The organism is Haladaptatus ordinarius, from assembly GCF_054177595.1.
Window position 1 is genome coordinate 1 of the sequence record NZ_JBPEHH010000094.1, and the last position, 14330, is coordinate 14330.

Consider the following 14330-nt stretch of genomic DNA (forward strand, 5'->3'; position numbering starts at 1 on the left):
TCCGAGTCCGAAAGAGCACCGTCTGGCTGAGGGATATTGAACACATTCACTCAACCAGACATCTTCCTAATTAGACTAACGCTTTAGCTTCAGTTCTCACATCGGTTGGGAAGTACCGAGTATGACAAGCACGGTGAGACTGTATACTATCATGAAACACCGCGTCTTGAACAGTATCTCACCCTCGCCGAAGAAACCGGAGCAGGGGACTGATGCGATATGAAAGACCAGCACGCCGAAAATGCAGACATTGAACTCATGGACGAGTGTGCCAGCTGTGGCAGATCAGTACTCGCAATTTATCTTGAGGAGAATGTCTGTCAGAAATGTCGAGGAGATTGACGCCGATTGGTCGTCGGAATTGCCGCGTTGTTGGTAGCAACTAGCATATCCCACCAGAAATCCGTCACTCGAGATCGGGTATCCTCACATCTCCTTAGTGCAACATGGAGCAGTGAGACAACTGAACCCCAACCAATTCACTCTTCATGAGTAAGTCGGTCAAATTTACAGTCGCCTAAAATCAGAAGTGAACCCGGCAACTTGCCATGTCCGAGAAGCACTAAATCCGTTACTACCGCTGAAGAACGCTTTTCACTGCCAAATTTCATACGATGAGGAGCTATGTCTTGAGGACGCTACCATCTACGATTTTGTTTCTTCCTTATTCCATCGAGTTATAGACGGCATGGTGCTTCGCAGGATAGTCAATTTGCAGTAGATATCGGACACTTATAGCACATATTCCTTGACCGAGAAACAGCAAAGCGAGCAACTCAATGGGCACACGATAGACGGTTACTAATTGTATGGTAGATATACTGATAAATACAATTCCGATCGTAATCCATGCAATCATTTTTATAGTCTGACCAGTCAGCATCAATTCGACGAACCTCGATGACTTTGACCGTACGGGTGATTCCTCCCACTCTTCGTGACCGGACTCTTGTACTGACATCCTCATAGTGCTATACGGTATCACACTATATGAAATTCGGCAATGTATCCATGCTCAAAACATGAGTGTGAGCTTCGATGTAGACGGAGGGAAAGCGGTTTGCGTGTGATGGCACTATGGTGAGCTATGGCGACTGCGTGGGCGCAGTGGGAGCACGTCACGAAGGTCGACCCAGACAAAGCACTTCCCAATGGAGATTCCTACGCTGGCATTGCCGACACAGGAACAGATGCACTCATTCTCGGTGGTACCACGAACGTCACAGAGTCCAGTGTTCAGTCAATTCTCGATGCACTCGTCTCCGTCGAGATTCCCGTCTTTGTCGAACCAACCTACCACCCGACTAAGTTTCATCATGATGCTCTTACTGGGTATCTGATGTGAGTCAATGGGACTGTCTATGAGAGCGAGAGTGATTGTGGAAAGAGAGAGTGTCTCCCGGTAGTGGACAGCTGGTTTACTCCGGAAATATGGTGTGGTTTACCAGGAGTGGACTGTCATGCTAGCAAAAGTCGATTGTCTGTGATGTTGAACTTCACTTGAAAAACGGGATGGCTGAGGTTATGGTGGGCACCCTGTTTCTGCCGGCCGACTGTCCACTGGGTGAGAGAGTTTGTAGATAGGAGAAGAATCACCGAGAGCAGAGTATGCAGGCGACATTGTCTGCGACACTACCCTTATTACTCTCTATTACATACTGTTACGTATGCCCGTCGACTTCGAGAGCTACCACCCAACAGAGCTACCGAATGAAAACACAAACGGACGGTACATCCTCGAGTTCCTTGCCGACAATCCAGACTTGGGATACCGTGCTGGTGAATTAGCCAAGGAACTCAATATCCCCCGTGGAAGTGTTGGAACCACACTGAGTCGACTTGAAACACGAGGACTCGTCCGGCATAAGGGTGAGTACTGGGCAATCAACCCGGAAGCGTACGATGCTCACACGGCGAGCCTCATCGGATTAGAGACGGTTGCGATGCAGTTCGAGGGCGACTATTACGACGAGAATCCGGACTGGGACGATGATCTTCCGGATCTTGACGAGCAGGAACAAGAGAGCGCTTCGACGGAGGAGGAGTGATGTATGACCGTGGTGCCGTGGTCGTTGCTTCTGACCCGTTTGGAAATACACCGCGACGGCCGTATTTAATTATCAGCGGTCAGGACCATCCGTTTGCCGGGCAACAGTACATCGCGCTTGGGATTACGACGAAAGAGTATCCTGAAGGGCTCTCGCTGGCGAACACATTTGAGACGGGGACATTGAATCGAGAATCGTTTGTCTCCCCGTGGGCCGTCGTTTCGCTCATGGACATCGATATTGACCGTGCAGTTGCCCGACTTAATGAGGAGTTTGTGGACACCGCGGTCGAAACGATGACACAGTACGTTTTCGCGTAATAGTCACGGTCCTTTGCTGAGTGGCACTCGTCGCCGGAGCGGGCATCATTTGTTAGTATGAGCTACTAACAAATGATTGCTCTACAACTATAACTCGAACAGAAGCGATAGAAATGGCTCACGCAGAACGCAATGAGGCCGCGAGAATCTTCCTCATATCTACTGCCTGTCGCGAGAACTACTTAAAGCGAGTGCGGTCAGTGGTCGTTGTTCCTCTCGACGTGAATCGACCCACCGCACGTGCTACAGCTGTACTGCTCCGGGTTGCGGACGGTTTTCGAGCGTCGATACCGAGCAATCCGACCGCCGCAGTCCTCACAGACAAGCCACCAGTTGGGTGCAGTGAAGCGTTCGCAGTGTTTCGAAGTGTCGAGGCAGTCTGTCCACCGGGTGAACGTTGCGCCGTGATCTGCCTCGCCGAACTCGTGGTACTGCCAGGCGTGAATGAGTTCGTGGCGCACGGTCGCACTGAATTGCTCCCAGCCGTGGTGCTCGTAGGCTGTCCAGGTTAGTGCAATCGCGATTGTCTCTGTTGCAGGGTCGTACTTCGTGACGCCTGCCTGTCGTTGCGCTCGATGTGAAATCTCACAATCGATCGTTTCGACCGGCAGCTCTGGGTAGTGCTCGGCGGCGACGTTCGTTGCGTGTTGCTGTGCTCGGTTGAGCAGGGCCGTCGGTGTCTCAGGGGTATCGTCGGTCGCAGCTTTCGCGCTTTCCGTCAGCGTTCGCTGGTCGGTGATCTCTGAGACCGTCACTTGTCGTGTCATGGATAAAAAGGGCTAAAGCGGTGGTCAGTTCGGCAGTTCTTTGCGCCCCGCTCTCACGCCCGGCCAGCACGGGAAGTCACCGAGACCGTCACAGTCGCAGTCTTCAGGTTCGGTATCGTCTTCGTTGTCGTCCTCGGACGGGAATGCGTCGAGCGTCCCGTCGTCGGTTGCGTTTTCGACGGCGGCCATGTGTTTGCAGAAGGCGTTGCGGTAGACGTGGTGCGGACTCGTGCAGGCCATCAGTTCTTCGGTCAACTAGGAATCCCGCCGATCTCGATGAACAACCGCGACCAGACAGGTGAGTAATCAAGTGTCATCATAGAATACCAACATCCTCAGGGACAACCGTGAGTCCGAGGGTTCGAAAATCGCTGTCGAAGGCAAATACATGGGTAACATCACGCTCATCCGCCAGCACACCAGTCAGATGATCAACAAAGGAAATTTGCTGATCATCATACCGACCAAATTCTGCACACGTGTTAGCGAACGCTGCTGGACCAGGATAGAGAATTGTCAAATTTGGCGAGTCACGAATGCGTTGAATTCCCTCAACAGCTGCGGCGTGGCCTAGTTTCCGAAGCATTAGGGTTGCAAGTTCGCCGACTGCGAAGCTACTAATATAGAGTGGCCGGTACGGAGCTTCACCAGTTCGAATCTTCTGCATGACGACGCGAGCAACATCATGTCGTTTATCATTTGGATTGAAGACGGCAAAGAGTGCGCCGGTATCAACAAAGAGAGAACGAGCACTGTCAGCGGTAGATGTATTTGTCGGCATTATTCGTCGTCAGAATTCGCTTCGATTGGACCATAGAGATATTCGTCGACGTTTGCGGCATCTGTCGGTTCCTCACTCGCAAATGTTGGTGGCTCCGCAAATAGTGGATCATCGGGATCGAATTCGGTTGCTGCTTGAGCGTCATCCGCCTGCCACCATAGGACGGTCCGTCCTGATTTGCGTCGATGGATACGTCCTTGTTCATGTAACTGACCGAGTTTTTGTCGGGCAGCCTCCGTTGAACAGTCAAGAACGTCGGCAACGTCGCGCGAAGTGATTGTCGGCCCCTCGATTTGATCGAAGACACGGAGCACGCGCTCAAGCGTGATTGTTTCGGCATAGTGGCCGGAGTCTGTGCGTGATTGGTCGCTCATATTCGGTTGATAGTGCTCCTATTGCCTTAACCGTATTGGAATACGCAAATGGTAGTTGAAGCGGTGGTTAGTTCGGCAGTTCTTTTCGCCCCGTCCTCACGCATGGCCATCACGGAAAGCCATCGAGGCCATCACAGTCGTAGCCTTCGGATTCAGTATCGGCTTCGTCGTCCTCCGATGGGAACGCATCGAGCGTTCCGTCGTCGGTTGCGGTTTCGACGGCGGCCATGTGTTTGCAGAATGCGTTCCGGTGAACGTGATGCGGACTCGTGCAGGCCATCAGTTCTTCAGTTACCCCGTCGATGGAGACGGTGTATTGATGATTAGCGGGATTCTCATGGCTCTCGTTGGTGACTTCAACGAGTCCGGGGGCATCGACGTCGAAGGCAAATTGTTCCCAGTGTACGCGTTTCTGTGCCGTCTCGGCAGCTTCACGGGCTTCGACTGCAGTGGAATTAGCCACCGTCGCCCTCTCCTCTACAACTAATAACATAGGAACCAACCGCTAGTTGATGCGTGTCGCAGCATTCACTGATTTGACCGGACTGGATGGTGTCTCGATTATCGATCAACCAACACCTGAACCCGATAGAGGCGAGGCTGTGGTTGCAGTTGAGGCGTGTTCGATCAACCGTCACGACCTCTGGATTCTCGAAGGGGACTCCGCGATGGTGGACACGGACGATCTGCCGTTCATTAGTGGTCTTGATCTCGCTGGAACTGTCCAAGACATCGGCGAGGATGTCACTGAGGTCAAGCCGGGTGATCGTGTGGTACTCTGCCCGAACGAAACCTGCGGGGTATGTCGGTATTGTCGGGAGGGCCCAGAAAATCTTTGCGAGAATTTCTCTCTCTACCACGGTGGCCTTGCCGAAACCGCTCGGGTTCAAGTCGACCGCCTCGTCCCGCTTCCTGACGACGTGGGGATGGTCGAAGCGGCTGCTCTCCCAACGGCCTACATGACCGCGTACCACATGCTTCGCCGAGTAGAAAACGGACCGACTGACCTCGTGTTCATCCCAGGTGCAACCGGCGGCGTAGGTGTTGCCGGTGTGCAACTCGCGGCGATCCATGGTGCTCACAGTATTGGGACGTCTTCCTCCCAAGAGAAACTCAGCCATCTCGAATCGCTCGGCCTTGACTACGCTATCGAGAGCACCGAACCGGACGAGATTCGGGATGCAGTCACCGATATCGGCTCGGTTGATGGGGTACTCAATCACCTCGGTGGCGCGTATACTCAGCTTGGGTTGGACGTCTTGCGGCGCGGTGGTCGGATGGCGGTTTGTGGGCGAACAGCTGGTAGTAAGTCCGAGATCGATATCCCTGATCTTTTCCTCGGTCATAAACGCGTCATCGGGAGTACAATGGGGACGCAGGGCGATTTGGAGACACTGGTTGGACTTGTCGCCGATGGTGCGCTCACGCCGGAGGTTGACAAAACATACCCACTTGAAAAGACTGACGCAGCGTTCGCGGCGATGCAGGATCGTGAAAGCGTCGGAAAGCTCGTCGTCACACCCTAGTCGTTTCCAGCAGCTATCCTGTTCAATGGTTTATTACCTCACGAGAGCACTGGGGTCACGTCTAGAGGTGAAATAACCAAGAACAATTGTCTCTCGGATAACGAGCAATCGTCTGCATTTTTCGGGGAATTGTTTATTATGTTCTTGCAGGTACCTGCCGGTATACTGGGAATTTCCACAGGGAACATCATGGAACATATCGAAGGAGAAAGACAAACGCCGGCGTATGATCCGGAGCGAGCGGTCACGCTTGTCCACAACCATTCAGACCCGATGGCTATCGTGGATGGTATCGATCGCGTGATAGTCATCGAAAAGAAAGACAACCAGTACCTCATCGATTACTTGGGATTCATGTCGGGCTTTCTCAGAATCACGCACGAGGGAGTAGCCGAACTGGGAGAGTTACTGCTTGGCCTCGCCATCGATATGATGCAGGCGAGACGACGATCGCAACGAGGCGGTCAGGATGATTGTCCGTCGAGCCGACGACGCCTGCATACGCCCCCGTAACCGACCCCATTTCGCTTGCTAGTTGGTATTCGTCGGTGTCCTCGGTTTCACAAACAACATAGAGTACGTCATCGCGTTCGGTCACCGAGTAGAATGTGATTCCCTCCGAGATGAGTGTTGTCTTGACCGCCCTAGCCGTGACATCCGACTCGCGAGCTTGCTGGGTCCGAGTCGTCGTTGCTTACATCGTTGTTGTATCCGCGGTCGTGGTCGCCACCACCGTCGTGATTTGCTGTGGTGTCATCGTGGTGCCGATCGCCTCCGCTGATGCTCAGGAGTTGGGTTACTCGGAAGCGGAACTCGATGAGATGGAAGCGGCAGGTGTTTTTGGAAAATCCGACACGAAGGAGCAAGGGTAACTGACGAGCAGAAGATCTCAGTGGCGCGTATGAACCCCTTAATGGGATATGTCGGTTGATGCACGATTGAAATTGTTGAAGATTGAATTGACTGATTTATTATCTTTATCGACTCAGGTGAATTGCTCTATAGGTACACGACGTGAATCCGGAAATATCGAACAGGCGTATTAGCAGGATTACTTGTCAGGAATCAGTCATCAACGTACATCGTTAACGTACAGGGTATCGAGAATGTACTCATCGATGGCTCTGCGTGTTTCTGCAGGGGCATCATCGTGTCCAAGGGAAATTCGCCGTTCGCGACCGACGTGAATCACGTCCGTGACGAGTTGACCCATGAGATTGGCGTCGACATCACGGAATGTACCTGTTTCAATCCCTTCCTCGATGACTTCGATGATGCTTCCCCGGATCTGATCGTAGTGCTTGTCGAGGGCTTCTCTGTGCTGATCGTCGTTTTGGGCGTGCGCAAACAGTTCGTGGTATACTTTCATGCGATCCCAATGGGTGAATTCGTCGAATTCTGGTCCGAACAGACATTGGTCGATACGTGCATCGAGTTCCGTCCGCGGATCAGCATCCGCTTTGACTTCGACGCTCCCCTCGTACTGCTCAATGATATAGTCTAAAAAGGAGGACATCAGATCGTACTTCCCATCGAAGTGATAGTGAATCACCTGCCGGGTCAATTCCATCTCTTCACCGATGTCACGCATCCTGAGATCTTTGTATCCGTACTTACTCAACGCACGGAACGTTGCCTCCATGATTACTTCTCGAGTGTCTTTGGAGGCGACTTTCTCGTCGGATTCGCTCATATCATTGCTCTGTCGGAGACACATATAATCTAATTGCCTCCATACTCCCATACCACTTCTTTTACCAGTCAGAAAATTTTTTACCTCTTGGTAAGACCGTATACCTGTGTATGACACAAACAATCATACAGAACGGAACGGTCGTTTCTCTGGACCCAGAGATAGGGGAATTGGACGAAGCAGACATCCTCGTTGAAGACGGGGAAATCGTCGAAATCGGCCATGGCCTCACTGCGTCGAACGCTGACGTAATCGACGCATCGAATCACATCGTCCTGCCGGGCTTCGTCGACTCGCACATTCATATCGCACAGACCCAGGTCAGGGGCATCGCCGGGGACTGGTCGCTCATGGGTGAATACTTCGAGCACATGCTCGGCAATATCACCGGGCTCTACCGGCCCGAAGACATGTACCTCGGCGGCCTCTTCGGCGCGCTGGAGAAGCTCCATACGGGAACGACCACGGCCCTGGACTGGTCTTACCCCAACACGCTCGAACACGGCGAACGGGCCGTCGACGCGCTCAAGGATGCTGGACTGCGTGCGGTGTACACCTACGGTCCACCCGGTGACGACGCGGCGAAGTGGTGGTACGAGAGCGACGTCGGCCTCCCCGAGCAGAACATCCGCGAGCTCTACGACGAGAAGATCCGCGACGACAACATGCTCAGTCTGGCGCTCGGGCTCCGGGGACCCGACTTCTGTACCGATGAGATCTCCCGCAGCGACATGGGACTGGCGCGAGAGCTGGAGGCTCTCGCGACGATCCACATGGGCGCTGACCAGTGGACCTCCTCGATGTACAACGACGACTACCAGGGCTTCGGCGCCATCCACGACATGCTCGGACCGGATGTCAACATCGCCCACGGTAACCACTTCACGCAGGAGGACATCCAGCACGCGGTCGACGCAGGCGCGTCCTTTTCGTCGACACCGGAGGTGGAGATGCAGATGGGCCACGGCATCCCCGTCACCGGGAAAGTGCTCGAAGCGGGTGGCCGCCCGACATGGGGCGTCGACGTCTGTTCCAACATCAGCGGTGACATGGGGAGCCAGATGCGAATCGGCCTCCAAGTCCAGCGGATGTTCGACAACCAGCCGCTCCTCGAGGACGGAGAAGAGGTGATGAGCGTGAATCTCACCGCCCGCGACACCCTCGAGATGGCGACCATCGAGGGAGCTCGGGCCCTGAATATGGAGGACGAAATCGGGACGCTCACTACCGGGAAGCGGGCGGACATCATCATGGTCGACGCCAGTGATTTCATGACCGCCCCCTCTCACTCGCCCGTTCAGACCGTCGTGTTCCAGGCTGATCCGTCGCACATCGACACGGTCCTCGTTGACGGAGAGGTCGTCAAGGCCAACGGCGAGCTACGCAATCCGAAGGTGAACGAGGAGTTCGACCGGTTCGTCGAGTCCGGTTACCACCTCGTGGAGGAGGCCGGAATCGACCTGTAACGCGACGGCCACCCCCGTTCCGTCGTGACTATCTTTGGACCAACCACAGTTTAGACCAACCACAGACACAATACAGATATGCGAATCGGACAATACAGCGTGGACAGCACAGAAGCACCGTGGACAGGTATACGACTCGATGACGAGACAGTGATCAACCTCCCTGAGGCAGGGGCCGGGGCCGGTGTCGACCTCCCCGACTCAAGCACCGAACTGCTAGCCAGTTGGGAGTGGCAGAAGAAGGCGGAACTCGCCGTCGAGTTCTCTCAAGAGACCGGCAGCGGTCGGTACGACGCGGAGCGAGTCGATCGACATGCGCCGATTACGAACCCCGAGAAAGTCGTTTGCGTGGGGTTGAATTACCGAGATCACGCCGAAGAAGGTGGTAACGAAATTTCTGAGACGCCGGTCCTCTTCTCTAAATTCCCCACAAGCGTCACGGGACCGGACAGCACCATCACGTGGAATCCCGACCTCACCGAGAAAGTCGATTACGAGGCCGAGTTGGTCGTCGTCATCGGAAGTGAGGCACGACGCGTCGAAGCGGACGAGGCACTCGACCACGTCGCGGGCTACCTCGTCGGAAACGACGTCTCGGCCCGCGACCTCCAGCACGGTGACGGCCAGTGGGTTCGGGGGAAGAGCCTCGATTCCTTTGCTCCAATCGGCCCAGAATTGGTCACAGCCGACGAGGTATCGGACCCGCACGACCTCGACATCTGGGCAGAGGTCGACGGCGAGCGGCTACAGGACTCTTCGACATCGAACCTCATCTTCGGCGTCGACGAACTCGTCTCGTTCTGTAGCCAGGCATTCACGCTCAAACCGGGCGACCTGCTATTCACCGGCACGCCACCCGGCGTCGGTGTCTATCGAGAGCCACCCGTGCTGCTGGACGACGGTGACAGCGTCACCATCGGCATCGAGGAACTCGGAGAGCTGACGAACGACTGTGCGTTCGAGTAGGCGAGAAAATCCCTACTCGGAGAATCCATACACCTCTCGGGGATTATCGAGGACGACCTGCCGAATCGACTCGGGGTCGATACCGTAGCGGTACAGTTCGAAGATTGCTCGCTTGATAGCGTCGGGATCGGTCCGGAGGACGTTCGCACAATCGGTGTCGATCATGATCCGCTCCGGTCCGTACTCGTCGATCGCGTCCGCGACAGTCTCGGCATCGATGCCAATCAGCCACGAGTGACCGATAGTATAGCTGAGATAGCAGTTCGTTTCCTCCATCAAGTACTCCGTGTTGTTTTCGTCGGCATGGGAGGCAACGACCTGCGTCTCGTTTAGCCCGGCGTCGCGTGCCGCCTGGACGTCGAGTTTTACGGACTCTAAGGCCGGATTCTCTCCTTCGAGTACCGGTGACTGGCCGAGCGCCGTGTTCTTCTCGTATCCCGGCGTCCCTAGCTCGGGGCGGTAGCTACGGCCGTCGCTCGCCGACGTGTTCGGGGTGTGAAGGATGACCGGAAGATCACGCGCGGCCGCGAGTTCCATCTGGCCTTGTACGATGGCGCGCTGTTCGTCCACGTCCCACGCCGCAACGTGCTGTGACGGCGTCACCCCGGTTTCACCGACCGCGACGACCTCGTCCAGTTCGCAGTAGTCGGCCATTGCGTCGAGTAGCTCGTCGGGATTTTCGATACGGACGCCGGTGTGGATACCGAGTCCGAGCCGTGCTTCGAAGAAGTGACTACGCTCGATGGCCGCTCGTCGGTTGATCGCGTCGTCCCAGAGGTATCGAACGTCCTCGGCCCGCACCGGTTTGTACGGCGTCCAGTGATACCCCGAGGAGACCATGACCATCCCCTCACAGCCGGAGAGAGCGTATCGCTCGCGGTCGTTCCACGAGAGCGTGTGGGCGTGGTTATGGCCGTCGATCCACGGGAGGTTGAGCAGCTCGGTCGGGAAGGAGTGTGGTTCATCGTTCAAGTACGCTGCGTCGGTCGGTCGCTTCGTCGGTGGTGTCGAGTTCATGACATCTGGTGACTATTGCTCACTTGGTTACGGGCACCGCTGTCTCTCATTCCCCTTGAAGGGCCTGCCACTTAGCGTTTTACAGCTTGGTAAAACTTTATTATGTGCTACGTTTTCACACCCCATATGACGCTGCTGATCGGGACGGACGACGGATTGTTTCGCGTAGCCGAAATCCCGTTCGAGAAGGAAGACGCAGAGCGGGTCTTAGACTGCGGTGTCGTAACCGCCGTAAAGACGTTCGACCACCATCGAGGCGTCTTCGTGGCATCCTCCGAAGGGGCATTCCGTTCCACGGACGAGGGGGAAACCTGGACGGATTTGGGCGTGCCACTCGGCGACCGGTTCTGGCACGCCGGCCAGAGCGAGGTCTGGTCGATCCTCGGAACGGCGGACGGCGCGCTGTATGCCGGGACAAACGACCCCTACCTCTACCGGTCGGTCGACGACGGCGAAACGTGGTCTGAGCAGAAGGGATTTCGTGACCTTCCCTCCCGAGGCCACTGGGAGTCCCCCATCGACCCGCACTACGCACGTTTGCGTGCGCTTGAGTCCGTTCCAGGACGCCCGGAGCGTCTAATCGCTGGCGTCGAGGCCGGTGGCATCCATCTTAGCAACGACGGTGGACAAACGTGGATCGACCGCCGGAACACCATCGTCGACGACATCCATCAGATTCTCCCCATCTCTGAGGACGTGTGGCTCGCGGTAACCGGCTACCTCGACCATAACCTAGAGAATCTAGGGCTCGGCCACGCGGTCGGCGAAGGAGGACTCTACCGAACAGTCGATGCTGGCGACTCGTGGACGCGTCTCGACCGCGGAAACGATTTCTCGTACATCCGACGGGTCTTCATCCACGACGGCACCGTGTTCTTTTGCGGAGGTGAGGAAGCCCCGCCAGCGTGGGTCAACGACGAACACGAGGCAGCCCTCTTCGAGTCGACGAACTTCGGTCGCGATTTCGAGCGCGTATCCTACCCAGGAGAACCCCACGAGGTCATCGAAACGTGGGATGTCTATGAGGGTGATGTCATCTGCGGGTCGGGACTGTTCGACGTGCCCGACACGCGTGACGATGTTGAGGGGAGCATCATGCGTCGAGATGGCGACGGCACTTACCACAGCGTCGGTCATCTGTCGTCGAACGTGAGCCGTATCAAAGTCCTATGATCGGAAGGTATGACCAAACGGAGCAGTCAGTAGAACAGATCGCGAACACACTATCCTCTAAACACACACCACCGATCCAATGACATCAAACGAACCACCGTCTGCGCTGGGGAGATTCCTGTTCAGCGGGATTCTGGCGTATATGGCGGTTGATGGTTTCAAGAACAACGAGAAACGAGTTGAAATCGCAAAGGAAAGCGGCGTCCCCGTTCCAGAACTCCTCGTCCCATTGGTCACAGGGATGCTCTTCGTGGCTAATATAGGAATCGTCCTCTGGAAGTACCCGCGAGCCTCCGCCGGTGCCCTCATTGTATTCTTCCTCGGGACGACGCCCGTTATCCACAATTTCTGGACGATGGATGGCAAGGAGCGGCAGGGAAACAAGATCAACTTCCTGAAGAACTGCGCGCTGCTCGGGTGCAGCATTATCCTCCTGGACGCGGCGGCACGGGAAGACGACTAATGTACTACTCGACATACCACCCCAGCGGTTGCTCGTGTCTGTATGAATCTGCGTATGACTGAGTCCAAGACGGGGTTCGACTGAGGTTTCGCCGTCCGAGAGAAGTTCGCCCAAGATGAAGAATAGTCGTCCCAGAACGTTGATCAACATTTGAGGGTCTCAGTTCGCTCCCAGCCAAGCAAAATGAGTGCGTCTTCGTTATCTCGATGCCAGACCATAACGATGATATCGTCGTCGGGGTCATTTTCGAGGATATTCGCCGGACGGAATGCGGAGATGTCCCGTGACGTTTTGACGTCGATTTTGTAGCCAAACACCTCGAAGTCGTGCCCGGAGAAGCTCTCGGGATTACAGCCCCGGATGGCTTCTTCATTCTCCCACTCCCACATCTCGACAGGAAGGTATTCGCGGCAAAACTGTCCGAATGCGAGTTCGCCAAGATTGAACGTCAATTGGCGTGCCATGGATAAAAGAACTAAGTGGTGGTTAGTTCGGCAATTCCTTCCGTCCCGCTCTCACGCACGGCCAGCACGGGAACCCGTTGAGGCCGTCACAGTCGCAGTCCTCGGGTTCGGTATCGTTATCGTCGTCCTCCGATGAGAATGCCTCAAGCGTCCCGTCGTCGGTTGCGTTTTCGACGGCGGCCATGTGTTTACAGAAGGCGTTGCGGTGGACGTGGTGCGGGCAGGTGCAGGCCATCAGTTCGTCGGTCACGTCGTCGATGGAGACCATCTATTGGTGGGCTGCGGGATTTTCGTGGCTCTCATTGGTGACGTCGATGAGTTCGGGGGTTGTTATCTAGCATATTTTTCAAATTAAATATTAGACATGAAAAGAATCCTTGGGTAGCATTTGTTTCAAAACGCGGTTGTTATTTATTGCTGGCTCTGATGGCGAGTGTGACGACAGTTGAATCACCTTTTGACGAAGGTTTAGAATTAGCATCCAGTGGGTACCGAATTACTGTTGATGAGGGTCGTGATTCTTTTTTTGCGATCTGTATCGAAGAACCGGATAATGAGACGGCGTGGATCATGTCAGATACCGTCCGATCACTGGAGAAGATGCAGTAGACCTTCAAACTCACCCCCAGAGCTATCAATACGTATTGGCGCCTCGAGCAACCGATCAATCACCAGTGCTGTCGTGACGGGGGTGGACGCGGCCAACGTGATGAGGCCCAGAATAGATAGATATCAGATATATATGGGCGCATGGATCGGGTTTCTGTTTCTTTGCGACCGAGCATATATCGTGACTCAAATCGATATTAGCTTGGAGGGGTTCACGTGTTCAACCGAATATTCATTCCAACTGATGGTAGTGAGGCAGTTATGCCAGCTATTGAGACGGCCTTTAAACATTGCAGAAACGTACGATGCTACACTGCATGTTCTCTACGTTGTCGAACCACCGTCTGTTGCTAGTGATGGAGACAGATTCGCGGGTCTGGACAACCTTATTGAGAAGCTTGAGCAAAACGGCCACCACGTAATAGAAGCGGTTGCTGCGCGGGCAAAAGAGAGTAATATCGAAGCCACAACAGCTGTTCGTCGGGGAATTCCCCGCGATGAGATCCTTACGTATGCACCTGAGCACGATATCGATTTGATTGTCTTGAGGGTGTCATAGAACGATTAGCACACCAAAGAGCAGGGTGAACGCTGATGTGGAATGAGTTCAGCGACCCTGCAAGATGATCCTTCGGTAGAGTCCTTCTTCAATGTCGTGGAGAC

19 protein-coding genes and 1 pseudogene are annotated in these 14330 nt (G+C 54.8%); 10 read left to right on the forward strand and 10 right to left on the reverse strand.

Annotated features, from left to right (window positions below):
* Window positions 1-1087 precede the first annotated feature (1087 nt).
* The 3 genes from ACR3FF_RS21725 to ACR3FF_RS21735 all read left to right on the forward strand — a co-directional run bounded on the left by ACR3FF_RS21725 (window position 1088) and on the right by ACR3FF_RS21735 (window position 2368).
* Window positions 1088-1345 carry a geranylgeranylglyceryl/heptaprenylglyceryl phosphate synthase gene (locus ACR3FF_RS21725; protein WP_458190231.1) on the forward strand — a complete coding sequence of 86 codons (258 nt, stop codon included), beginning with the start codon at window positions 1088-1090 and terminating at the stop codon, window positions 1343-1345.
* A 322-nt stretch (window positions 1346-1667) separates the two neighbouring features.
* Window positions 1668-2048 (forward strand): MarR family transcriptional regulator, encoded by a 381-nt coding sequence (locus ACR3FF_RS21730; RefSeq protein WP_458190232.1) that lies wholly within the window; start codon window positions 1668-1670, stop codon window positions 2046-2048.
* Window positions 2048-2368 (forward strand): hypothetical protein, encoded by a 321-nt coding sequence (locus ACR3FF_RS21735; protein ID WP_458190233.1) that lies wholly within the window; start codon window positions 2048-2050, stop codon window positions 2366-2368. Before ACR3FF_RS21730 ends, ACR3FF_RS21735 begins: the two co-directional genes overlap by 1 nt.
* 197 nt (window positions 2369-2565) lie before the next feature.
* Here the strand turns inward: ACR3FF_RS21735 and ACR3FF_RS21740 are convergent, their stop codons facing one another.
* From ACR3FF_RS21740 to ACR3FF_RS21760, 5 genes are all read right to left on the reverse strand, one after another.
* Window positions 2566-3123 (reverse strand): SprT-like domain-containing protein, encoded by a 558-nt coding sequence (locus tag ACR3FF_RS21740; RefSeq protein WP_458190235.1) that lies wholly within the window; start codon window positions 3121-3123, stop codon window positions 2566-2568.
* 36 nt (window positions 3124-3159) lie between these two features.
* The gene (locus ACR3FF_RS21745) at window positions 3160-3390 is read right to left on the reverse strand and encodes an SWIM zinc finger family protein (protein ID WP_458190237.1); all 231 of its coding nucleotides are present in this window, start codon (window positions 3388-3390) and stop codon (window positions 3160-3162) included.
* A gap of 61 nt (window positions 3391-3451) precedes the next feature.
* Entirely contained in the window at window positions 3452-3916 is a 465-nt protein-coding gene (locus tag ACR3FF_RS21750; protein WP_458190238.1) for a type II toxin-antitoxin system VapC family toxin, read from the reverse strand.
* Window positions 3916-4290, reverse strand: coding sequence for a DeoR family transcriptional regulator (locus ACR3FF_RS21755; RefSeq protein ID WP_458190239.1), 375 nt, complete (start codon window positions 4288-4290; stop codon window positions 3916-3918). Before ACR3FF_RS21755 ends, ACR3FF_RS21750 begins: the two co-directional genes overlap by 1 nt.
* 109 nt (window positions 4291-4399) lie before the next feature.
* Entirely contained in the window at window positions 4400-4753 is a 354-nt protein-coding gene (locus tag ACR3FF_RS21760) for an SWIM zinc finger family protein (RefSeq protein ID WP_458190240.1), read from the reverse strand.
* 49 nt (window positions 4754-4802) lie between these two features.
* On the opposite strand from ACR3FF_RS21760, the gene ACR3FF_RS21765 reads away from it, so the two are divergent.
* Window positions 4803-5816, forward strand: coding sequence for an alcohol dehydrogenase catalytic domain-containing protein (locus ACR3FF_RS21765; RefSeq protein WP_458190242.1), 1014 nt, complete (start codon window positions 4803-4805; stop codon window positions 5814-5816).
* Between the two features lie 373 nt (window positions 5817-6189).
* On the opposite strand, the gene ACR3FF_RS27465 is transcribed toward ACR3FF_RS21765, so the two are convergent.
* The gene (locus tag ACR3FF_RS27465) at window positions 6190-6441 is read right to left on the reverse strand and encodes a DUF8159 domain-containing protein (protein ID WP_472850165.1); all 252 of its coding nucleotides are present in this window, start codon (window positions 6439-6441) and stop codon (window positions 6190-6192) included.
* Here ACR3FF_RS27465 and ACR3FF_RS21775 point away from each other — a divergent pair.
* A complete protein-coding gene (locus tag ACR3FF_RS21775; protein WP_458190246.1) occupies window positions 6425-6688 on the forward strand; it encodes a hypothetical protein in 264 nt (87 codons plus the stop codon). The genes ACR3FF_RS27465 and ACR3FF_RS21775 overlap by 17 nt on opposite strands.
* Before the next feature lie 200 nt (window positions 6689-6888).
* Here the strand turns inward: ACR3FF_RS21775 and ACR3FF_RS21780 are convergent, their stop codons facing one another.
* A complete protein-coding gene (locus ACR3FF_RS21780; protein WP_458190248.1) occupies window positions 6889-7533 on the reverse strand; it encodes a TetR/AcrR family transcriptional regulator in 645 nt (214 codons plus the stop codon).
* Between the two features lie 86 nt (window positions 7534-7619).
* On the opposite strand from ACR3FF_RS21780, the gene ACR3FF_RS21785 reads away from it, so the two are divergent.
* A complete protein-coding gene (locus ACR3FF_RS21785; RefSeq protein WP_458190249.1) occupies window positions 7620-8975 on the forward strand; it encodes an amidohydrolase family protein in 1356 nt (451 codons plus the stop codon).
* A 78-nt stretch (window positions 8976-9053) separates the two neighbouring features.
* Window positions 9054-9941, forward strand: coding sequence for a fumarylacetoacetate hydrolase family protein (locus ACR3FF_RS21790; RefSeq protein ID WP_458190250.1), 888 nt, complete (start codon window positions 9054-9056; stop codon window positions 9939-9941).
* 12 nt (window positions 9942-9953) lie between these two features.
* On the opposite strand, the gene ACR3FF_RS21795 is transcribed toward ACR3FF_RS21790, so the two are convergent.
* The gene (locus tag ACR3FF_RS21795; protein WP_458190252.1) at window positions 9954-10958 is read right to left on the reverse strand and encodes a TatD family hydrolase; all 1005 of its coding nucleotides are present in this window, start codon (window positions 10956-10958) and stop codon (window positions 9954-9956) included.
* Between the two features lie 126 nt (window positions 10959-11084).
* On the opposite strand from ACR3FF_RS21795, the gene ACR3FF_RS21800 reads away from it, so the two are divergent.
* Both ACR3FF_RS21800 and ACR3FF_RS21805 read left to right on the forward strand, forming a co-directional pair.
* Complete coding sequence (locus tag ACR3FF_RS21800; protein ID WP_458190253.1) at window positions 11085-12131, forward strand: WD40/YVTN/BNR-like repeat-containing protein; 1047 nt, start codon at window positions 11085-11087, stop codon at window positions 12129-12131.
* Between the two features lie 79 nt (window positions 12132-12210).
* Window positions 12211-12594, forward strand: coding sequence for a DoxX family protein (locus ACR3FF_RS21805; RefSeq protein ID WP_458190254.1), 384 nt, complete (start codon window positions 12211-12213; stop codon window positions 12592-12594).
* Between the two features lie 149 nt (window positions 12595-12743).
* Here the strand turns inward: ACR3FF_RS21805 and ACR3FF_RS21810 are convergent.
* Window positions 12744-13037: pseudogene (locus tag ACR3FF_RS21810) on the reverse strand (DUF7961 domain-containing protein); the annotation flags it as partial.
* A gap of 43 nt (window positions 13038-13080) precedes the next feature.
* Window positions 13081-13326 (reverse strand): SWIM zinc finger family protein, encoded by a 246-nt coding sequence (locus tag ACR3FF_RS21815; protein ID WP_458190256.1) that lies wholly within the window; start codon window positions 13324-13326, stop codon window positions 13081-13083.
* Window positions 13327-13740: 414 nt separating this feature from the next.
* On the opposite strand from ACR3FF_RS21815, the gene ACR3FF_RS21820 reads away from it, so the two are divergent.
* The gene (locus ACR3FF_RS21820; RefSeq protein WP_458190257.1) at window positions 13741-14226 is read left to right on the forward strand and encodes a universal stress protein; all 486 of its coding nucleotides are present in this window, start codon (window positions 13741-13743) and stop codon (window positions 14224-14226) included.
* The last annotated feature ends 104 nt before the right edge of the window (window positions 14227-14330 follow it).